Source organism: Lentzea sp. NPDC004782 (assembly GCF_040609115.1).
Lineage (GTDB): Bacteria > Actinomycetota > Actinomycetes > Mycobacteriales > Pseudonocardiaceae > Lentzea.
Genome location: NZ_JBEXJN010000012.1, coordinates 147,958 through 165,679, shown reverse-complemented (window position 1 = coordinate 165,679; position 17,722 = coordinate 147,958). Strand labels below are relative to the sequence as shown.

The window sequence follows — 17,722 nt, the reverse complement described above, 5'->3', positions numbered from 1 at the left end:
TCTATCGTGGCACGATGGACGCCTACCTACAGCGCATCGGTGCTTCGCGGGACTCGTCGTTGGCACAGCTGCACGAACGGCACCTGCTGAGCGTCCCGTTCGAGAACCTCGACACCCACATGGACACCCGGATCGTGCTGGAGATCCCGTGGCTGCACGGGAAGATCGTGGAGCGGCGGCGGGGCGGGTTCTGCTACGAGCTCAACGGGTTGTTCGCGGAGTTGTTGCGGCACCTGGGTCATCACGTCGACCTGCTGTCCGCGCGGGTGTTCGGTGCGAACGGCTTCGGGCCTCCGTTCGACCACATGGCGTTGCTCGTGGACGGCGCGTGGCTGGCCGACGTCGGGTTCGGGTCGTTCACGCTGCACCCGCTGTCGTGGACGTCGCGGGAGGACCAGAAGGACCCGTTCGGCGTGTTCCGGCTGGTGGACGTCGGTGACGACGTCGACGTGCTGATGAACGGCGAACCGTGCTACCGGGTGGAACGGCGGCCGCGCGAGCTCGCCGAGTTCGTGCCGACGTGCTGGTGGCATCAGACCGCGCCGGAGTCGCACTTCCGCAAGGGGCCGATGGCGTCCCTGGCGTTGCCGGACGGGCGGATCACCGTCACGGACACCAAGGTGATCGTGACCGAAGGCGACCGCAGGACCTCGACCGATGTCGAGGATCCCGCGGCCGCCTTCCTGGAACACCTGGGACTTCACTTCCGGCAGAGCAACGCGTCCGGCGTCCTGCGCCAGTTGTAGGCGACGCCGGCGACGTGCTCGTCCTGCGCGCACTGGCCCTTGTAGTGCCCGTTGGCCCAGTCACCGCCCTGGTCCGGTCGGTTGTCGCCGCGGTCGAACCACAGGACCCGTGAGCTCGTTCCGGTGGCGATCGGCGCGCAGACCAGCGTGAAGTTCGCGTACCCGACCGCCGCGTTTCCTTGCGGACACTGGAGTTTCGTGTAGCCGACCGCCCAGTCGTCGGTCACGTGCTGCTCGTTGGTGACCCTGGTCGTGCTGCTCCACTGTGGACCGCTGACGCACAGACCGCGGTTGCCCGTGTGGCTGACGCCGACGAGCTTCTCGTTCTGCGGACAGGACTCCCCGGTGAGCATGTTCCACCGCGTCTCGCGCGGGATCTGCCCGGATCGCTGTGGTGCGTTGACGAGCCGGTTCCACGCGGTGGCGCGCCAGTCGTCGCCGTCGTTGACGCTGATGCGGTTTCCGGCTGCGTCCCAGCGGAGCAGCGCCCAGCTGTTGCCCGTCCGGTTGGTGTGGAAGCCGACCAGCGGCCAGTAGGCGAAGTCGGTGTCGGTGGCGATCAGGTGGTCGACGAACCGTTCGAACCAGGCGCGCGCCTTCTGGTTCGACTCGTCGATGCCGCCGACGCCGAACTCGCTGACCCACAGCGGTGCGGTGAAGTGCTTCTGCGCCTCGGTGAGGTAGAAAGCCTGGCGTTGCAGGACATCGGTCAGCTCCTGGGGTGACAGGTCCTGGTAACGCGGGTCGCTGGTCTCGCCGGTGCCCGTGGCGCCGCTGTGGTTCGGGCCGGTGTAGCCGTAGAAGTGGGCGGAGTAGACGAGTTTCTCGGGGTTGGCGAGCGTGTGGCTGAGGTAGCGCACCGGTTCCAGAGTCGGCCGTCCGTGCGCGAAGCCGTCGACGGGGATGCCGGTCCAGTTGATGCCCTCGACGATGACCAGCAGGTCCGGTGCGGTCTGCTGGACGCGGTCCGCGGCCTGCTGCGAGGCCTTGAACCAGTCGTGGTCGTCGCCCCAGCCCCAGTTCGGGTCGTCCCAGATGTTGCGGCGCACCTCGTTGTAGAGGTCAGCGCCCACGACGCGTTTGTTGGCCTTGTAACGGTTGGCCATGAACGCCCAGTCGGCGACCCACTGGTCGGTGCTCTGGCTGGTGTTCCACCGCTCGTTGCCGTCGACGCCGCAACACCATCTGGACGTGGTGGTGTGGTTGTTGAGGATGACGGCGAGGTTGTTGCTCGTCAGCTCGTTGACCACCGCGTCGTAGATCTCCAGCGGTCGCTTGCCGTTGAGCTGCGCGTCCTTCAGCCCGTTGACGGGGCTGGTGTCCCTGATCATCTGGTTGGAGAACGGCAGCCGGACGCTGTTGACGCCGATCTCCTTGAAGCTGTTGATGATCGTGCCCATGGTCGCCCGGTCCAGGCCGAGCGGGACCTGGTCGGCCTTCTCGCCGGCGTGGTGGTTGGCGGGGTCGTTGATGTCGCCGGAACCGTTCCAGGTGCCGCTCGCACCGTGCCAGTTGCCGGACTTCAGCTTGAAGCGGTCGCCGTGGGCGTCGACGATCCACCGTCCGCGCGTGCTCAGCGGACCGGTCCAGGACACCGGGTCCGCCTGCGCGGGAGCAACGAGACTCGCGGCCAGGAGCAGGGTGGCCGAGACGCGAGTGAGATTCACGTATGTGAAGCTAGCGGTTGGTCTAGACATTGCGCCAGAGCCAGGGCGTTGTACGGCGCGGCGCCTTTCATGGTGTTGTCGAAGTAGACGTAGGTGTCGCGGTCCCAGTCGCGGATCTTCTGTGCCCACGCGTCGAGCTGCTCGTCGTCGTAGGGGCTGATGTACAGCTCGTCGTGTCCGTGCAGCCTGATGTACGCGAAGTCGGCCGTGACCGCCTCGATGCACGGGAACGTCGGTGCGTCCGACACGACGTGAGCGACGTTGTGCGCGCGCAGCAGGTCGAAATATGCGTCGGTGCGGAACGAGTCGTGGCGCGGTTCGAGTGCGTGCCTTCCCGGTGGAAGTGCGGCGAGGAAGTCCCGCAGGACGGCTTGGTCGAAGCGCAGGCTGGGCGGCAGCTGCCACAGGATCGGGCCCTGCTTCGAGCCCAGTTCGAGCGAGCCGAGGAACGTCCTGAGCGGATCTCCGACGTCCCGCAACCGTTTGACGTGGGTGATCAGCTTCGGGCCTTTGACCGCGAAGGTGAAGTCCGCCGGGGTCTCGGCGACCCACTTGCGGTAGTTCGACGGCGGCTGGAGGCGGTAGAAGGAACCGTTGATCTCGATCGTGTCGAGGTGGCCGGCCAGGTGGCTGAGCCAGCGCCGTTGCGGGACGGTGCGGTAGAAGCCCTCGCGCCACTCCGGGTAGCGCCAGCCCGACGTGCCGATCCTGATCATGTCTTCGGGTATCCCGGTCGCGCTGTAGCCATTCTGTAGCACTTTTGGGGATATTGAGCTACAGTTGGGCCATGCAGCTCAAAGCCATCGGCCAGCGTGAGCTCCGCAACGACAACGCGGAGATCATGCGGCGTGTCGAGGCGGGTGAGGGCTTCGTCGTCACCCGCAACAACAAACCGGTCGCGCAGCTCCTGCCCTACCGGGAGGAGGCCGTGTCCCGGCCGCCGCTCGGCGACGTCCAGGTGCTGTTCGGCACCCTGCCGCCGGTCGACGCCGAACGCTGGGAGGCGGACCGGAAAGCCGCCGACGAGGTCTTCGGCGCGGACGACCCGGTGGACGACCCGTGGCAGACCTGAGCCGCTGCCTGCTCGACACCTGTGTGCTGATCAGGCTGGAGCGGGCGAACCTCGGGCCGTACCTCAACGCGCAGCCGTTCCTCAGCGCGGTCACCATCGCGGAGCTCGCGTTCGGCCTGGACATCGACGACCCCGTCGAGCGCTTCGCCCGTTCCGAGCGCTACTACGCGGCGGTGCACACGTTCGAGGTGCTGCCGTTCGGGCTGGAGGAGGCCAAGGTCTACGGGCAGATGGCCTCACTGGTGCGGCGCGCGGGCCGCAGCCCCCGGCCGCGGCGGATGGACCTGCAGATCGCGGCCACCGCGTCCGTCGCGGGCATGCCGGTGCTGACCATGAACGTCAAGGACTTCAAGGACGTCGAACGGCTCGTCGAGGTCGTGCCGATCAAGCAGGTCTGACGCGAGCACCGCCCGTTCGGGGCGGGAACACCTTCGACGGCAAGCGTTCACCTCTACGCTGCGTGAGGTGATCACTCCAGCGTTCACCTGCACGTGCTGCGGTCAGGAACACGACGGTCTGCCCTTCGCGTACACGATGGCCGCGCCGGCCTACTGGTCGCCGCAGCTCGCCGAGACCTCCGGCAACGTGCTCGGCGACGAGTACTGCCTGATCGACGACGAGCACCACTTCGTGCGCGGCCGGATCGCGCTGCCGGTGCACGACGCCGACGAGGACTTCGAATGGGGCGTGTGGGTGTCGCTGTCGAAGGTGAACTTCATCCGCATGGGAGACGTCTTCGACGATCCGGACCGCGTGAACGAGCCGCCGTACTTCGGGTGGCTGTCGACGGTGCTGCCCGGTTACGAGCCGACGACGCTCAACCTCAAGACCAACCTGCACACCCAGCCGCTCGGCATCCGGCCGCTGGTCGAGCTCGAACCGACCGATCACCCGCTCGCGGTGGAGCAGCGCGAGGGCATCACCCGCGCACGCGTCCAGGAGTTCGCCGAGATCGCGTTGCATCAGTGAGCAACTGATATATCGGTTGGCTTGACCGGGCAAGATGACCCGATCGAAATATCCGGGGTGCTAATGATCCCGAGAGCTTTGCCGATACGGGACACATGACTCTCACGGAGATCGCGGCCTGGTGCACGGCAGACCGCGTGCGGGCCGCGCTCGAACGCCATCTCGAAGGCGCGCTGGTGGAGGTCCCGGAGGACGACGACTCACCGCGCCGGGCGTTCAGCGAGGCGTTGCGGCGGTCGTTGATGCTGCGCCAGAAGCACCCGTTCGACATCGTCGCGATCGGCCTGCCCGACCTGCTGCGCTACCGGGACCTGGTGGCAGGGTCCGAGGTGACGTTGCGGGCGACGAACATCGGGGCCTACTTCGTCCGCCAGGACGGCAGTGCGGAGCAGTACCAGTCCGAGACCGAGGAGTGACGCGTCCGGTTCGGCGGACCGGACGCGTCACCGTTGGACTAGAAGAACTCGCCGTCAGTGCGGATCTGCAGCGTGACGGTGGTGTTGGTCGTGCCGTTGTTCGTGGCGCACGCGCTGTAGTAGCCGGGGCCGGGGAACGTGCCGTTGGACGTGCGCAGCTCGGCCGCCCAGTAGCGCACCAGGGCCGGTGAGCCGGTGCCGGGCACGGTGACGCCGTTGTACTGGAGCTTGAACTTGGCGCCCTGAGCGGTCGCCGAGCCGTCTCCTCTCACCTGGTACGAGGCGTACTGGCTGATGCACCACTGCTGGCCGGGCGCGAGGGTCCTGGTGGCCGCGGGGCCCGCGGAAGCGGTGCCGGCGAGGGCGGCGAGAGCGACGGCGGCGGTGCCGGTGGCGACGGCGAGCTTGGTGATCATCGGATTCTCCTTCTGCGGTGCTGGGCTGACGTGCAGAAGGTAGGAGCGGGAACTGGTCAGTCGGCAGACCGTTCCACGACCACTTCGTGTCCACTTTCCTGCCACAGGATCTCGGTGATCCGGGCTGTGCCGGCCGCGAGATGGCGCCGGTAGGTGGTCATCGGCAGGCCGAGCAGATCCGCCGCGGCGACCTGGGTCTCCGCGGGCTGCAGGTAGGTGTGGTGCAGCGCCCGGAACGCCCGGCGGTCGCGCGGTGAGGCCTCCATGACACGCGCGGCCCGGGCGACGGCGTCCTTGGAGATCAGCGAGTTGCGGTCGGGGCGGCTGTAGTCGCGCAACGCCCTGCGCACCTCGCCGGCGAACTCGGCGAACGACAGCGTGCGTGGTGGCGGGGTCACCTCGGTGGCGGTCTCGCGGTCGGCGAGCAGGGCCATCCACACCATCGGCGGCACGGCGCGCCAGTCGTGCCCGAACACGCCGAACCGCTTGCCGTCGCGCTCGAAGTCGCGGTCCGGCAGGCGGTGGAAGTCGGTGTAGCGGAAGGCCTCGGTCCAGAAGTCCGGGTTCTGGCAGGTGACGTTGACCTGGCCGAGACCGGGCGTGGTGAGGTAGCGGCGCACCAGGTGCAGCGTGATGAACATCTGCACCGGTGAGACGTCCTGGTAGGTGTCCAGCGCCAGCCAGTGCCGCACCTCCAGCGCGCCGTCGACGATCGGCGCGACGACGAGCCCGGCGGGTCCGGAGTCGCGGATCACCGTCACGCAGTCGGGTTGAGCGGCGAACCACGAGGAGGCTTCCGCGGCGGCACGCGGCCCCTCGTGCGACGCGATCGCCTGCCGGAGCGTCTCCCACTCCTCCGGTGTCGTGCGGCTGACGGTGAAGTCGTCGGCGGTGGCGTTGACGTGCCGGAGGTACGGGCCGAGCACCGGGCTGTCGCGGTGCAGGAACGCGAAGTCGAGCAGAAGTTCCTGCTGCACGGGGAACTGCTGCTGGTAGTGCGCGCGTGCCCGTTGGTGCAGCAGCGAATACGCGTCCGGGTGGCGCCAACGCAGTTCCGTGGCAAGGGTTTCGCGGACGAAGTCGTGGAGTACCAGTCCGCGCGGCGAGTAGTCCATGATGGACAGATCGCGCAGCCAGTCGAAGATCTCCCGCACGTCCGGTGTGTCCAGCAACGCGGCCAACAACGGTTCGGTGACGACGAGGACCTGCGAGCACGCCTCCAGCGCGGTCAGGTGCGCGGGCGTCGGCACGCTGCCGATCAGGCTGCGCAGCAACGTGTTCAGCACCTCGGGCGCCGAGGTCGGTGTCGGCACCGCGCCGACGTCCGCCAGCAGTGCGAGCGCCAGCGGATGGCCGTGCGTGAACGCCAGCGCCGGCTCGTGCTGCTCCGGCGGCACGCCGCGCAACCGGAGGAGCTCCCGCGCGGTCTCGCGGTCGAGATTGGTCAGCCGGATCGTGGACAACACGCTGCGCCAGCCCGGATCCGTGCGGAACGCGAGCGACGGCGGTTCCCGTCCCGCGATGGCGACCACGACGTCGTCGCCGAGCCCGGGAAGGAGCTCGTCGCGCAACCAGGCGTCCGCGGCCTCGGCGTTGTCGACCAGCACGGCGGCGTGGCTGACCGAGGTGGTCCGCTGCTCCCGTGCGTCCAGCCACACGGTCTGCCGCCCGGCCTCCTCGGCGAGCCAGCCGAACTGGCGCAGCAGCGTCGACTTGCCGGTGCCACCCGGTCCGTGCACGAACAGGATCAGCTCGGAGGCGTCCGGCGCGAGGAGGGCGCGGAACCGGTCCAGCTCGCTCTCCCGGCCGACGAACGCCCGCCGCCGGGCAGCACTGATCCGTTCCGAAAGTCGCGCCACACCGACAACGTCGGCACCGCGCAGGCCTCCGTTACGAGCGAAGGCCCGGCTCCACCGGGAACCGGGCCTTCGTCGTGCAGCACAACTACGCGGGAACGGACGCCACACCCGGCGCCAGGAACCGCTTGCCCGTGACCTTCTCCGAGATGCCGGTGCGGTCCAGGTACGGCGTGATGCCGCCCAGCCAGAACGGCCACCCGGCGCCCAGGATCATGCACAGGTCGATGTCCTGCGCCTCCGCGACCACGCCCTCGTCGAGCATGATCCGGATCTCCTCGGCCAGCGCCTCCAGCGCGCGGTTCTTCACCTCGTCACCGGTGAGCGGGGCGTCGCCGAACTCCCACAGCGCCAGGACCTCGGGGTCGACGGTCTGGTTGCCCGACGCGTCCCACTGCCAGACGGCGCCCTTGCCCGCGGCGACGAACTTCTTCATGTTCTCCGACACCGAGAAGCGGTCGGGGAACGCGTTGTGCATCGTCTCGGACACGTGCAGCGCGACCGCGGAACCGACCAGCTGCAGCAGGATCATCGGCGACATCGGCAGGCCGAGCGGCTCGGTGGCCTTGTCGGCGACCTCGAAGGGGGTGCCCTCGTCGACCGACTTGATGACCTCGCCCATGAAGCGGGTCAGCAGGCGGTTCACGACGAACGCGGGCGCGTCCTTCACGAGCACCGACGACTTCTTCAGCTGCTTGCCGACCGCGAACGCCGTTGCCAGGGTGGCGTCGTCGGTCTGCTCGGCGCGCACGATCTCCAGCAGCGGCATGACCGCGACCGGGTTGAAGAAGTGGAAGCCCACGACCCGCTCGGGGTGCTTGAGCTTCGACGCCATGTCCGTGATGGACAGCGACGAGGTGTTCGTGGCGAGGATGGCCTCGGGGGAGACGTGCTCCTCGACCTCGGCGAACACCTGCTGCTTCACGGCGAGGTCCTCGAACACGGCCTCGATCACGAAGTCGGCGTCGGCGAACGCGGCCTTGTCCAGCGAACCGGAGACCAGCGCCTTGAGGCGGTTCGCCTCGTCCGGCGAGACGCGCTTCTTGCCCAGCAGCTTGTCGATCTCGCCGTGGACGTAGCCGACGCCCTTGTCCACGCGCGCCTGGTCGATGTCGGTCAGCACGACCGGCACGTGCAGGCGGCGGATGAACAGCAGCGCCATCTGCGACGCCATCAGACCGGCGCCGACGACACCGACCTTGGTGACCTTGCGCGCCAGCGACTTGTCCGGCGCGCCGGCCGGACGCTTCGCGCGCTTCTGCACCAGGTTGAACGAGTACAGGCCCGCACGCAGCTCGTCGCTCATGACGAGGTCCGCGAGGCCCTCGGTCTCGGCGGCGTAGCCCTTGTCGAGGTCGTTCTCGCGCGCCAGCTCCAGCAGCTCCAGCGCCTTCAACGCACCCGGCGCCGCACCCTTGGTCTTGCCGTGCACGATCGCCTTGGCACGCGCGACGGCGGCGTCCCACGCCTCGCCGCGGTCGATCTCCTTGCGCGGCACGGTGATCTCGCCACGCACCACACCGGACAGCCACAGCAGCGACTGCTCCAGGTAGTCGGCGGAGTCGAACAGCACGTCCGCGATGCCCAGCGCCAGCGCTTCCTTCGGCTTGAGCATCTTGTTCTGGTTCAACGCGTTCTCGAAGATCACCGTCACGGCGTCGTTGGCGCCGATCAGGTTCGGCAGCAGCTGCGTGCCGCCCCAGCCCGGGAACAGGCCCAGGAACACCTCGGGCAGCGCGATCGCGGCCGCGTTCGACGCCAGCGTGCGGTAGTGGCACGACAGCGCGAGCTCGAGACCGCCGCCCATGACCGCGCCGTTGACGAAGGCGAAGGTCGGGATGTCCGAGTCGGTGAACTTCTTGAAGACGTCGTGGCCCAGCTTGCCGATCGCGACGCCCTGCGAGCGGTCGGAAGCCTGCTCGACCGCGGACAGGTCCGCGCCGACGGCGAAGATGAACGGCTTGCCGGTCACCGCGATCGCGGCGGGCTGGGCAGCGTAGGCCTCGTCGAACGCCGCGCCGAGCGACACCAGCGACTGCGGGCCGAACGTCGACGGGCGGGTGTGGTCCAGGCCGTTGTCGATCGTGATGAACGCGACCGGCTTGTCCAGGCCCGGCACGGAGATCAGACGCGTCTTGGCGTGGGTGACGACCTCGTCGGGGAAGATCGCCTTTGCTTCCTCAGCGGTGATGGTCACTTGTCGCCACTCCAGTTCGGGTTCTCCCAGATAACGGTGCCGCCCATGCCGATGCCGATGCACATGGTGGTGAGGCCGTAGCGCACGTCCGGGCGCTCGGCGAACTGACGCGACAGCTGCGTCATCAGGCGCACGCCGGAAGAAGCCAGCGGGTGGCCGGTGGCGATCGCGCCGCCCCACATGTTCACGCGCGGGTCGTCGTCGGCGATGCCGAAGTGGTCGAGGAACGCGAGCACCTGGACGGCGAACGCCTCGTTGACCTCGAACAGGCCGATGTCCTCGATGGACAGACCGGCGCGCTCCAGCGCCTTCTCGGTGGCCGGGACCGGGCCGATGCCCATGACCTCGGGCTCGACACCCAGGAACGAGTAGCCGACCATCCGCATGCCGATCGGCAGGCCGAGCTCGCGCGCGGTCTCCTCCTCGGCGAGGATGCAGCCGGTCGCACCGTCGTTCAGACCGGCCGCGTTGCCCGCGGTGATCCGGCCGTGCGGGCGGAACGGGGTCTTGAGCTTGGCCAGGTCCTCGACCGTGGTGCCGGGACGCGGCGGCTCGTCGGCGGTGGCGAGGCCCCAGCCGTTCTCGGCGGAACGGGTCGCGACGGGCACCAGCTCCGGGCCGATCTTGCCGTTCTTCAGGGCGTCCGCGTACTTGGCCTGCGACGCGGCGGCGTAGGCGTCCGTGCGCTCCTTGGTGATGTGCGGGAACCGGTCGTGCAGGTTCTCCGCGGTCTGGCCCATGACGAGCGCGCTGGTGTCGACGATCTTGTCCGACAGGAAGCGGGGGTTCGGGTCGACGCCCTCGCCCATCGGGTGGCGGCCCATGTGCTCGACACCGCCCGCGATGGCGACGTCGTACGCGCCGAACGCGATGCCGCTCGCGGCCGTGGTCACGGCGGTCATCGCGCCCGCGCACATGCGGTCGATCGAGTAGCCGGGCACGGACTTCGGCAGGCCCGCCAGCAGAGCGGCGGTGCGGCCGAGCGTCAGGCCCTGGTCGCCGATCTGCGTGGTCGCCGCGATGGCGACCTCGTCGACGCGCTCCGGCGGCAGCTCGGGGTGCCTGCGCAGCAGCTCACGGATGACCTTCACGATGAGGTCGTCGGCACGGGTCTCGGCGAAAATCCCCTTGGGGCCGGCCTTGCCGAACGGCGTGCGGACGCCGTCGACGAAGACCACGTTCCGAACGCGTGCCGGCGCTGCTGGTGCGGCCACGGCGTCTCCTCCACTTGTGGTGACAACTCTGTCCACCGGGCAGGGGGTGCGCGACATCCCTACCGGTCGGTAACGCCAACTCTAACCCTAGTTACTGGTGAGTAACCACTGCGGCACCCCTGTTGGTTGCGTCACACACCTTGCGCACGATCAGGAACAGCGGCAACCCGACCGGGGCCAGCAGGATCGTGATCACCAGAACGGGTGCCATCACCAGCGGGTGGACGTTCAGGCGGCGGCCTTCGAGGTACATCCAGCGCCCGACGAACAGGTCCCACGCGATCATGTGCGCCCACACCAGCGCGGCGCCGGTGTCGGTGCTCATGAACTTGGCCAGCGCGGGCAGCTCGGGCCGCGTGACCAGCGGCAGCAGTTCCGGCAGCACCGGGATCATCAGCACCGCGTAGATCGCGACCACCGGCAGGACGATCAGGTGCGACTCGGCGATCCGGCGCGTCCACGACCACCCGGGCGCGAAGATCATGAGCGCCCAGAACGGCGCGGCCAGCAGGAACGTCAGGCTGAACAGGGTGGCGGTCATGCGGTCACGAGCTCCTTGTCGACGGTGTTCTGCGGCTGCCGCGCCCACACCACGCCCAGCGCGGTCGCGGCGACGATGACGGCGGCGGCGATGAGGGTGACGGCGTCGGGCTTGACGAGCGGCTGCCCGCGCAACGCCTGCCAGATGACGAGCACGGTCAGGCCGAGGTAGCCGCCGCTGAGCACCCACGCGAGGCGGGCGTTCGCCCACCGGCCGGCGAAGAAGATCAGCAGGGGCAGGACCTGCACCGCGTGCATGCCGACGAAGTGCCCGATGCGCAGGTCGCCGTGGACGGTGCTCCAGCCGGTGAGCGGCATGTACTCCCCGCCGTCGGGTCCGCCGATCGAGTGGCTGCCGATCACGCCGCCCTCCCGTGACTGGCCTGCCCGCGGCTGCGTCATGAGGAAGCCGACGCTCATGCCGACGAGCGCGATGAGCAGGCTGAGCCGGATCACCCAGCTCTGCGCGGGGTTGTCGAACTTCTTGCGGAACAACAGGATCGCGATGACCAGGCTCGTGCCGAGCAGGACCACCGCCAGCAGGCCCATGGCCCCGAACAGCGCCCCGTCCAGCGGCGTCTCGAAGTTGAAGTGGCTGCGCTTCCCGCGGACGACCTGGGTGACGATGATCGTCATCTCGGCGACGCCGGCCCCGGCGAACACCGTGCCGAGCCACCACGCGATCTTGTGCAGGCGGCCTTCGAGCAGGCTGGTGAACCAGGCCAGGGAGGCGCTGTAGAGCGTGAACGACACCGCGAACTTGAACGGCTTGAACCAGATGGGTGAGTCGAGCAGCATCCGGTCGTCCAGCAGCATGCCGAGCGCGGCGACCGGGGTCAGTACGACCATCGACAGCGTGAAGAGCATTAACGGCCGGTGCCAGCTGTATGCGGTCCTCAACATCTGAGCCCCCTCGGAAGAATGGATAGCGGTGCTCTCCGCTATCGGAAAGGTACACTATCCATATGCGTGTTGGCGAGCTTTCGAAGAGAAGCGGCGTCCCGGTGCCGACGATCAAGTACTACCTGCGCGAGGGACTGCTGCCCGCCGGCGTGCTGACCAGCCCGAACCAGGCCCACTACGACGAGGAGCACCTCCGCAGGCTCCGGTTGGTGCGGGCCCTGATCGACGTCGGCGGTCTGTCGATCGCGACCGTGCGGGACGTGCTCGGCGTCGTCGACAGCCGCAGCCCCTCCCTGCACAAGAAGCTCGGCGCGGTGCAGGAGGCGATCAGCCAGCCGGGCTCGGCCGAGCTCGACCCCCTCGCGGTGAAGGACGTCCAGGAGTTCTTCGCGCGCCAGGGTGAGGACGAGTGCTACGACGTCACGAAGAACAACGTGACTCACATGCTCGCCTCGGCGATGACGGCCGCCCGCTCGGTCGGCCACGACCACTTCAGCGAGCTGCTCGACCCGTACCTGGAGGGACTGAAGATCATCGCGCGGGCCGACCTGGAGTACATCGCGAGCCGCGGGTCCACCGACGCCGTCGTCGAGGCGATGGTCGTCGGCACGCTCATCGGCGACGCCGTCCTCAAGGCGGTGCGCCGGCTCGCGCACGCCCAGGTGTCGCGCGAGGTGATCGGTGGCGGCTCCGACGACTGACCTGAACTGATATATCGGCCGATATATCAGTTGGTGTCGCTCGCTGACCTGTGGCTTAGCAATGACTCTTTGGACTTCGTCCGCAAACGACTCAGTGCAAAGGGCGTTGCCAGCGGACCTCGCCGTCGTGCCGGATGCCGGTGGCGGACAGACCTGCGGAGGTGGCGACGGCGGCGGACGCGTGGTGGTCGGGGTGGACGTGGGCGACCGCGGTGTCCACCGGCTGGGTGGTGAGCCAGCCGACGAGGCCTCGTGCCGCCTCGCTCGCGATGCCGCGGCCCTGCCAGGGCGTGCCGACCACCCACGCGATCTCGGCGGTCCGATCGGCGATCGTCGCCTGGACGGTGCCGACGAGGCGGCCTTCGGCCCGCAGCGAGATCACCCAGTTGAGCCACTGCTCGGCTGGGTCGGGGGAGCCCGCGGCCAACCGCTCGTACCGGCTGAGGAGGGCTTGCGGTGAGAGCGGGGCGCCGCCGATGAAGGTGTGCAGCGCCGGGTCCGCGAGCACCTCGGCCATCTCCGCGGCGTGCTCGACGCGCAACGGCAGCAGGTCCAGCCGCTCGGTGCTGATCAACGCGAACCGCCCCTTGCAATGAGTCTTTTGCGGACGAAGTCCAAAGTCTCATTGCTAAGGGGCAGGTCAGCAAGCGTGTAGAACTGATATATCGGTGCTGTCAGGCGGTCGTGAGGACTCGTGGCGGGATTTCCGCCTGGCGCAGTGTCGCGGTGAGGACCTCGTCGAGCGGTGTGGCCGCCAGCCCGAAGGTCTTCTCGATGCGGGAGGCGTCCACGACGAACGGGCGGTGCGACATGTGGTGGGTCTCCCAGAGCTCGTTCCAGAACGGCGCGGTGGTGCCGAGCAGCGTCAGCTCCCGGTCGGTCATCTCGGCGAGCTGGGGTGGCGGCGCGTCCGCCAGCTCGGCCAGGCGGGTTGCCGCGGTGCGGACGGAGGTGACGACGACGGGTGCGTGCCAGGCCTGGCCGAGGGCGCGTTCGTCGCGGGCGACGGTGCCCAGAGCGCGGGCGGCGTCACCGACCGAGGTGTACGAGTGCGGGGTGTCCAGGGCGGCGGGCACGACGGCGAGGTGTCCGGCCAGGACCTTCGGCAGGACCAGCGCGGTGAAGGTCGAGAAGGCACCCGGGCCGAGGAACTGGCCGGCGCGCACCTCGGTGACGCGCACCCGGCCCGCGTCGTGCGCGGCCTTGGCCTCCAGCCACATGCGGGCGCGGACCAGGCCCTTGGGGCCCGTCGCGGCCAGCGGGAGGTCCTCGGTGAGCGGGCCGTCGACCGGTCCGTAGCCGTACAGGTTGCCGAGCATCACGTAGGTGGCGCCGGTGCGTTCCGCGGCGGACAGGATCGCGCCGAACAGCGGTGGAACGGTCTGCGGCCAGGTGTGATAGGCGGGCATGGCGCAGTTGATGATCGTGGCAGCTCCCGCGGCGACCTCGGCCAGGGCGGTCGCGTCGCCCGCGTCGAGCGCGATTCGGGTGACGCCGGGGTGCTCCGGGCCGCCGCCGGTGCGGCTGACCACCCTGACCTCGTCGCCGGACTCGGCGAGCTGGAGTGCTGTGGCGTGGGCGGTGGCACCACGGCCGATGATCACGTGGACGGACATGGTCCTCTTTCCGGGGAACATCGAGTTGCGCGGATTCGCTTGATCCACTGTGGTGTCCGCGCCCTGTTCGCGGCACCGGCCCGCTTGCCACTTTCCCGGAGGTTCTGGCCATGCATCGGATCGTCTTCGTCGTGGTCGCGCCGGTGTACTCGTTCGACCTCGCCATCGCGCGGATGGTCCTCGACGCCACCGGCTCCTACGAGATCACCGTGTGCACGGCCGACCCCGGACGGGTCGAGGCGGTCGGCGGTCCGGACGTGTTCGTCGATCGCGATCTGACCGCTGTCCGCGGAGCCGACACGTGCGTCGTCATCGGCGGCGGAGGCCGCACGGACACCGATTCCCGGATCCTCGACGCCGTCCGGGCCGCCGCGGACGACGGCGCCCGCACGGCCGCGATCTGCACCGGCACGTTCGTGCTCGCGCAGGCCGGTGTCCTGGACGGGCGCCGCGCGACGACGCACTGGGGCCTGACCGACGAGCTCGTCCGTCGTCATCCGCGGGTGACGGTGGTGCCTGACGTGCTGTACGTCGCCGACGGTCCCGTGCTCACGTCGGCAGGTGCCGCCGCGTGCATCGAGCTGTGCCTGCACGTGGTCCGCACCGATCTCGGCGCCGCGGCGGCGGCCACCGCGGGGCGGATGGCGCTGGTCGCCGCGCCACGTCCCGGCGACCAGGCCCAGGTGGTCGACACGCCGCTGCCCGCCGTCGAGGACGCCTCGCTCGCGGCCACCCGCGAGTGGGCGCTGCGCCGGCTCGACGAGCCGCTCACCCTCGCGGACCTCGCCACGCACGCCCGCGTGAGCGTGCGGACCCTGACCCGGCGGTTCCACGCCGAGACCGGCACGAGCCCGTTGCAATGGCTGTTGCACCGGCGCGTCGACCGCGCTCGTCAGCTGCTGGAGACCAGCACGCTGCCCGTCGGCCTGGTCGCTCACCACAGCGGTCTGGGCAGCGCCGACTCGCTGCGGCAGCACATGGTCCGCCGGACGGGCCTCACCCCGACCGCCTACCGCGCGTCGTACCGCCGGCCCTTGCAATGAGTCTTTTGCGGACGAAGTCAAAAGACTCATTGCCAAGGAGCAGGTCAGCGGATGTCGCGGTAACTGATATATCGGATATCGGCGATCAGGACGGCGGGGCCGTCGCGGTCAGCGCCTTGGCCAGGGCCTCGTGGGTGAGGTCGATCTGCCACGACCGGGCCCCGCCTTCGCGCAGCACGGCGGCCACGGACTCGGGCGACAGGTCGGCGGGCGGTTGCCAGCAGGTGCGGCGCACGAGGTCGGGCAGCAGCAGGTTCTCCACCGGGAGGGTGTTGGCCTCGGCGATGCCCGCCAGTGCCGTGCGGGCCGCGGCCAGGCGGGCGGCGGCGTCCGGGTCCTTGTCCGCCCAGCGGTTGGGCGGGGGCGGGCCGTCGTGCTGGCCCGCGGGCTCCGGGAGCTCGGACTTGGGCAGGGCGGCGGCCTTGCGCAGAGCGTTCATCCAGACGCCGGCCATGCGGCGCTGGGCCCGTCCGCGGAAGACCGGAAGCGCGAGCAGCTCGGCTTCCGAAGCGGGGTTGCGGGCGGCCGCCTCCATCAGGGCGGAGTCCGGGAGGACTCGGCCGGGGGCGATGTCGCGTTCGCGGGCCACGGCGTCGCGGGCTTCCCACAGCGACCGCACCAGGGCCAGTTGACGCTGGTTGCGCACGCGGTGGATACCCGACGTGCGCCGCCAGGGGTCGGTACGGGGGCGCGGCAAAGGCGCCGTCCGTACCGCCTCGAACTCCTCGAGCGCCCAGGCGAGCTTGCCCTGGCGCTCCAGCTCGGCCTCGAGAACGTCGCGCAGCTGCACGAGCAGCTCCACGTCCAGAGCGGCGTACGTCAGCCAGTCGGCAGGAAGGGGGCGGCGCGACCAGTCGGCCGCGCCGTGCCCCTTCTCCAGCCGATAGCCGAGCAGTCGCTCGACCAGCGTGCCCAATGCCACGCGTTCGAACCCAGCCAGCCTGCCCGCCAGCTCGGTGTCGAACAGCGCGCCGGGTCGCAGCCCGAGTTCGGCGAGGCACGGCAGGTCCTGAGACGCCGCGTGCAACACCCACTCAGTGCCGTCCAGCGCCTGCACCAGCGGGTCAAGCCGACCGCCTAGAGCGATCGGGTCGACCAACCAGGTGCCGGCGCCCTCCCGGCGCAGTTGCACCAGATAGGCACGCTGTGAGTAGCGGTAGCCCGAGGCTCGCTCGGTGTCCACCGCGACCGGGCCCTTCGCCCCGGCGAGCGCGTCAGCGGCTCGCCGGAGCGCAGCAGGATCGGCGACCACGGGCGGGACCCCATCAGCAGGTTCCGTCAGCGGTACCGGATCTGGTCCGGTTGGTGCGGTTGGCTCGTCGGCGGGTACATCCACAGCGGATGACCCTACGACGATCGCACCACTCACAGGTGTTCTCGGCCGGTTCAGTGCTTCAAACCGGTATCTAGCGGATCACGCCGGCACGCATGGCCAGCGCGACCATCTGAGCGCGATCCCCGGTGCCCAGCTTCCGGCCGATCCGCGACAGGTGAGACTTCACCGTGAGCGCGGACAGGCTCAGAGCCTCGCCGATTTCCTTGTTGCTCTGGCCATCGGCGACCAGCTGGAGCACCTCGACCTCACGCGCGGAGAGTTCCCGCGGCGTGTTGTCGGTGCCCGGCACCCGAGTACCCGCTGCGAGTACTGGTGCCACGCTCGGATCTGCGTAAACGCCGCCATCGAGAACCCGGCGCACCCCGTCGGTGACCACCATCGGAGAGGCGGACTTCAGGAGGTACGCCTGGGCGCCCGCCTGGAAGGCCGACCTGACCGCGTAGGGGTCGTCGGAGGATGCGAGGACCACGATGCGGGGCCAGCCCTGGGCACGGAGCTCCGTGACCAGGTCGATGCCGGTGCCATCCGGCAGGCCCAGATCGAGGATCGCGAGGTCGCACGGTCCGGTTGCAAGTGCCCGCGCCCGAGCCTCTGCCACCGATGCGGCCTCATGCACTGTCCCGGCCCCCATCTGGGTGAGCCGAGCTGATATCGCCTCCCTCAGCAGTGGGTGGTCGTCGACCACCAGCACTGAAAAAAGCTCCTCCCGCGGGTGCGGGACCATGTTCGCCGGCAACGAGCCGGCTGGCGTGGTACGAACGGCCTGACCTAAGCCGACGGCAGCCACGTCACTACCTCCCTGGAGTCGGTCGTGCCCCCCGACCGGCACCGGAGACTTTCGTCCAATCAGCCGCGCCACTGATCGACCGAAAGTGGTGTCGTCTGGGGCAGCGTAGCCGCCCATGCGGGTCTACGGGACGATCAATCGGGTATCTATCCCTATTGAGTTGTGACAGATGGCCTCATGTGTCACACGATTGGATGACAACTGGATAGGGGGAGTAACACCGGATGCCCTCACGACGACGTA

At 69.2% G+C, this 17,722-nt stretch carries 19 protein-coding genes; 7 read left to right on the top strand and 12 right to left on the bottom strand.

From position 1 onward, the window contains the following. Positions 1–14: 14 nt before the first annotated feature. On the top strand, positions 15–746 hold the full coding sequence (locus ABZV40_RS14245; protein ID WP_355440094.1) for an arylamine N-acetyltransferase: 732 nt from the start codon (positions 15–17) through the stop codon (positions 744–746). Here the strand turns inward: ABZV40_RS14245 and ABZV40_RS14240 are convergent. Next, the gene (locus ABZV40_RS14240; RefSeq protein WP_355440091.1) at positions 701–2,413 is read right to left on the bottom strand and encodes a cellulase family glycosylhydrolase; all 1,713 of its coding nucleotides are present in this window, start codon (positions 2,411–2,413) and stop codon (positions 701–703) included. The genes ABZV40_RS14245 and ABZV40_RS14240 overlap by 46 nt on opposite strands. Beyond that, complete coding sequence (locus tag ABZV40_RS14235) at positions 2,410–3,129, bottom strand: DUF72 domain-containing protein (RefSeq protein WP_355440088.1); 720 nt, start codon at positions 3,127–3,129, stop codon at positions 2,410–2,412. Before ABZV40_RS14235 ends, ABZV40_RS14240 begins: the two co-directional genes overlap by 4 nt. Positions 3,130–3,200: 71 nt before the next feature. Between ABZV40_RS14235 and ABZV40_RS14230 the strand changes: the two genes are divergently transcribed. The 4 genes from ABZV40_RS14230 (at position 3,201) to ABZV40_RS14215 (ending at position 4,870) form a co-directional block, all read left to right on the top strand. After that, positions 3,201–3,485 carry a type II toxin-antitoxin system prevent-host-death family antitoxin gene (locus ABZV40_RS14230; RefSeq protein ID WP_355440085.1) on the top strand — a complete coding sequence of 95 codons (285 nt, stop codon included), beginning with the start codon at positions 3,201–3,203 and terminating at the stop codon, positions 3,483–3,485. Next, positions 3,473–3,883 (top strand): type II toxin-antitoxin system VapC family toxin, encoded by a 411-nt coding sequence (locus ABZV40_RS14225; protein WP_355440082.1) that lies wholly within the window; start codon positions 3,473–3,475, stop codon positions 3,881–3,883. Before ABZV40_RS14230 ends, ABZV40_RS14225 begins: the two co-directional genes overlap by 13 nt. Positions 3,884–3,950: 67 nt before the next feature. Then, on the top strand, positions 3,951–4,454 hold the full coding sequence (locus ABZV40_RS14220) for a DUF2199 domain-containing protein (RefSeq protein ID WP_355440079.1): 504 nt from the start codon (positions 3,951–3,953) through the stop codon (positions 4,452–4,454). Between the two features lie 95 nt (positions 4,455–4,549). Continuing rightward, the gene (locus ABZV40_RS14215) at positions 4,550–4,870 is read left to right on the top strand and encodes a hypothetical protein (protein ID WP_355440076.1); all 321 of its coding nucleotides are present in this window, start codon (positions 4,550–4,552) and stop codon (positions 4,868–4,870) included. Between the two features lie 38 nt (positions 4,871–4,908). Here the strand turns inward: ABZV40_RS14215 and ABZV40_RS14210 are convergent, their stop codons facing one another. The 6 genes from ABZV40_RS14210 to ABZV40_RS14185 form a co-directional block, all read right to left on the bottom strand. Then, the gene (locus tag ABZV40_RS14210) at positions 4,909–5,286 is read right to left on the bottom strand and encodes a hypothetical protein (protein WP_355440073.1); all 378 of its coding nucleotides are present in this window, start codon (positions 5,284–5,286) and stop codon (positions 4,909–4,911) included. A 56-nt stretch (positions 5,287–5,342) separates the two neighbouring features. Further along, complete coding sequence (locus ABZV40_RS14205; RefSeq protein ID WP_355440070.1) at positions 5,343–7,145, bottom strand: ATP-binding protein; 1,803 nt, start codon at positions 7,143–7,145, stop codon at positions 5,343–5,345. 85 nt (positions 7,146–7,230) lie between these two features. After that, entirely contained in the window at positions 7,231–9,339 is a 2,109-nt protein-coding gene (locus tag ABZV40_RS14200; RefSeq protein WP_355440067.1) for a 3-hydroxyacyl-CoA dehydrogenase NAD-binding domain-containing protein, read from the bottom strand. Next, positions 9,336–10,553, bottom strand: coding sequence for a thiolase family protein (locus tag ABZV40_RS14195; RefSeq protein WP_355440065.1), 1,218 nt, complete (start codon positions 10,551–10,553; stop codon positions 9,336–9,338). Before ABZV40_RS14195 ends, ABZV40_RS14200 begins: the two co-directional genes overlap by 4 nt. A 91-nt stretch (positions 10,554–10,644) precedes the next feature. After that, the gene (locus ABZV40_RS14190; RefSeq protein ID WP_355440062.1) at positions 10,645–11,094 is read right to left on the bottom strand and encodes an ABA4-like family protein; all 450 of its coding nucleotides are present in this window, start codon (positions 11,092–11,094) and stop codon (positions 10,645–10,647) included. After that, complete coding sequence (locus tag ABZV40_RS14185) at positions 11,091–11,942, bottom strand: hypothetical protein (protein ID WP_355440059.1); 852 nt, start codon at positions 11,940–11,942, stop codon at positions 11,091–11,093. The genes ABZV40_RS14190 and ABZV40_RS14185 overlap by 4 nt, the downstream gene beginning before the upstream one ends. A 116-nt stretch (positions 11,943–12,058) precedes the next feature. Here ABZV40_RS14185 and ABZV40_RS14180 point away from each other — a divergent pair, with 116 nt between their 5' ends. Beyond that, positions 12,059–12,697 (top strand): MerR family transcriptional regulator, encoded by a 639-nt coding sequence (locus ABZV40_RS14180; protein WP_355440056.1) that lies wholly within the window; start codon positions 12,059–12,061, stop codon positions 12,695–12,697. A gap of 91 nt (positions 12,698–12,788) precedes the next feature. On the opposite strand, the gene ABZV40_RS14175 is transcribed toward ABZV40_RS14180, so the two are convergent. Both ABZV40_RS14175 and ABZV40_RS14170 read right to left on the bottom strand, forming a co-directional pair. Further along, the gene (locus ABZV40_RS14175) at positions 12,789–13,271 is read right to left on the bottom strand and encodes a GNAT family N-acetyltransferase (protein WP_355440053.1); all 483 of its coding nucleotides are present in this window, start codon (positions 13,269–13,271) and stop codon (positions 12,789–12,791) included. Positions 13,272–13,371: 100 nt separating this feature from the next. After that, positions 13,372–14,313 carry an NAD-dependent epimerase/dehydratase family protein gene (locus ABZV40_RS14170; protein ID WP_355440050.1) on the bottom strand — a complete coding sequence of 314 codons (942 nt, stop codon included), beginning with the start codon at positions 14,311–14,313 and terminating at the stop codon, positions 13,372–13,374. A gap of 110 nt (positions 14,314–14,423) precedes the next feature. Between ABZV40_RS14170 and ABZV40_RS14165 the strand changes: the two genes are divergently transcribed. Continuing rightward, positions 14,424–15,356, top strand: coding sequence for a DJ-1/PfpI family protein (locus ABZV40_RS14165; RefSeq protein ID WP_355440047.1), 933 nt, complete (start codon positions 14,424–14,426; stop codon positions 15,354–15,356). Between the two features lie 85 nt (positions 15,357–15,441). Here ABZV40_RS14165 and ABZV40_RS14160 read toward each other — a convergent pair whose 3' ends face one another. Both ABZV40_RS14160 and ABZV40_RS14155 read right to left on the bottom strand, forming a co-directional pair. Further along, a complete protein-coding gene (locus ABZV40_RS14160; protein WP_355440043.1) occupies positions 15,442–16,692 on the bottom strand; it encodes a ribonuclease D in 1,251 nt (416 codons plus the stop codon). Positions 16,693–16,762: 70 nt separating this feature from the next. After that, entirely contained in the window at positions 16,763–17,416 is a 654-nt protein-coding gene (locus ABZV40_RS14155; RefSeq protein ID WP_181320591.1) for a response regulator transcription factor, read from the bottom strand. Positions 17,417–17,722: the final 306 nt, after the last annotated feature.

What these genes read in the sequence shown, in the direction of transcription:
- ABZV40_RS14245 (WP_355440094.1), top strand. Translation starts at nt 15, where the DNA reads ATGGACGCCTACCTACAGCGCATCGGTGCTTCGCGGGACTCGTCGTTG.
- ABZV40_RS14165 (WP_355440047.1), top strand. Translation starts at nt 14,424, where the DNA reads ATGCATCGGATCGTCTTCGTCGTGGTCGCGCCGGTGTACTCGTTCGAC.
- ABZV40_RS14210 (WP_355440073.1), bottom strand. Translation starts at nt 5,286, where the DNA reads ATGATCACCAAGCTCGCCGTCGCCACCGGCACCGCCGCCGTCGCTCTC.
- ABZV40_RS14215 (WP_355440076.1), top strand. Translation starts at nt 4,550, where the DNA reads ATGACTCTCACGGAGATCGCGGCCTGGTGCACGGCAGACCGCGTGCGG.
- ABZV40_RS14180 (WP_355440056.1), top strand. Translation starts at nt 12,059, where the DNA reads ATGCGTGTTGGCGAGCTTTCGAAGAGAAGCGGCGTCCCGGTGCCGACG.
- ABZV40_RS14230 (WP_355440085.1), top strand. Translation starts at nt 3,201, where the DNA reads ATGCAGCTCAAAGCCATCGGCCAGCGTGAGCTCCGCAACGACAACGCG.
- ABZV40_RS14185 (WP_355440059.1), bottom strand. Translation starts at nt 11,942, where the DNA reads ATGGTCGTACTGACCCCGGTCGCCGCGCTCGGCATGCTGCTGGACGAC.
- ABZV40_RS14170 (WP_355440050.1), bottom strand. Translation starts at nt 14,313, where the DNA reads ATGTCCGTCCACGTGATCATCGGCCGTGGTGCCACCGCCCACGCCACA.
- ABZV40_RS14155 (WP_181320591.1), bottom strand. Translation starts at nt 17,416, where the DNA reads ATGGTCCCGCACCCGCGGGAGGAGCTTTTTTCAGTGCTGGTGGTCGAC.
- ABZV40_RS14235 (WP_355440088.1), bottom strand. Translation starts at nt 3,129, where the DNA reads ATGATCAGGATCGGCACGTCGGGCTGGCGCTACCCGGAGTGGCGCGAG.
- ABZV40_RS14190 (WP_355440062.1), bottom strand. Translation starts at nt 11,094, where the DNA reads ATGACCGCCACCCTGTTCAGCCTGACGTTCCTGCTGGCCGCGCCGTTC.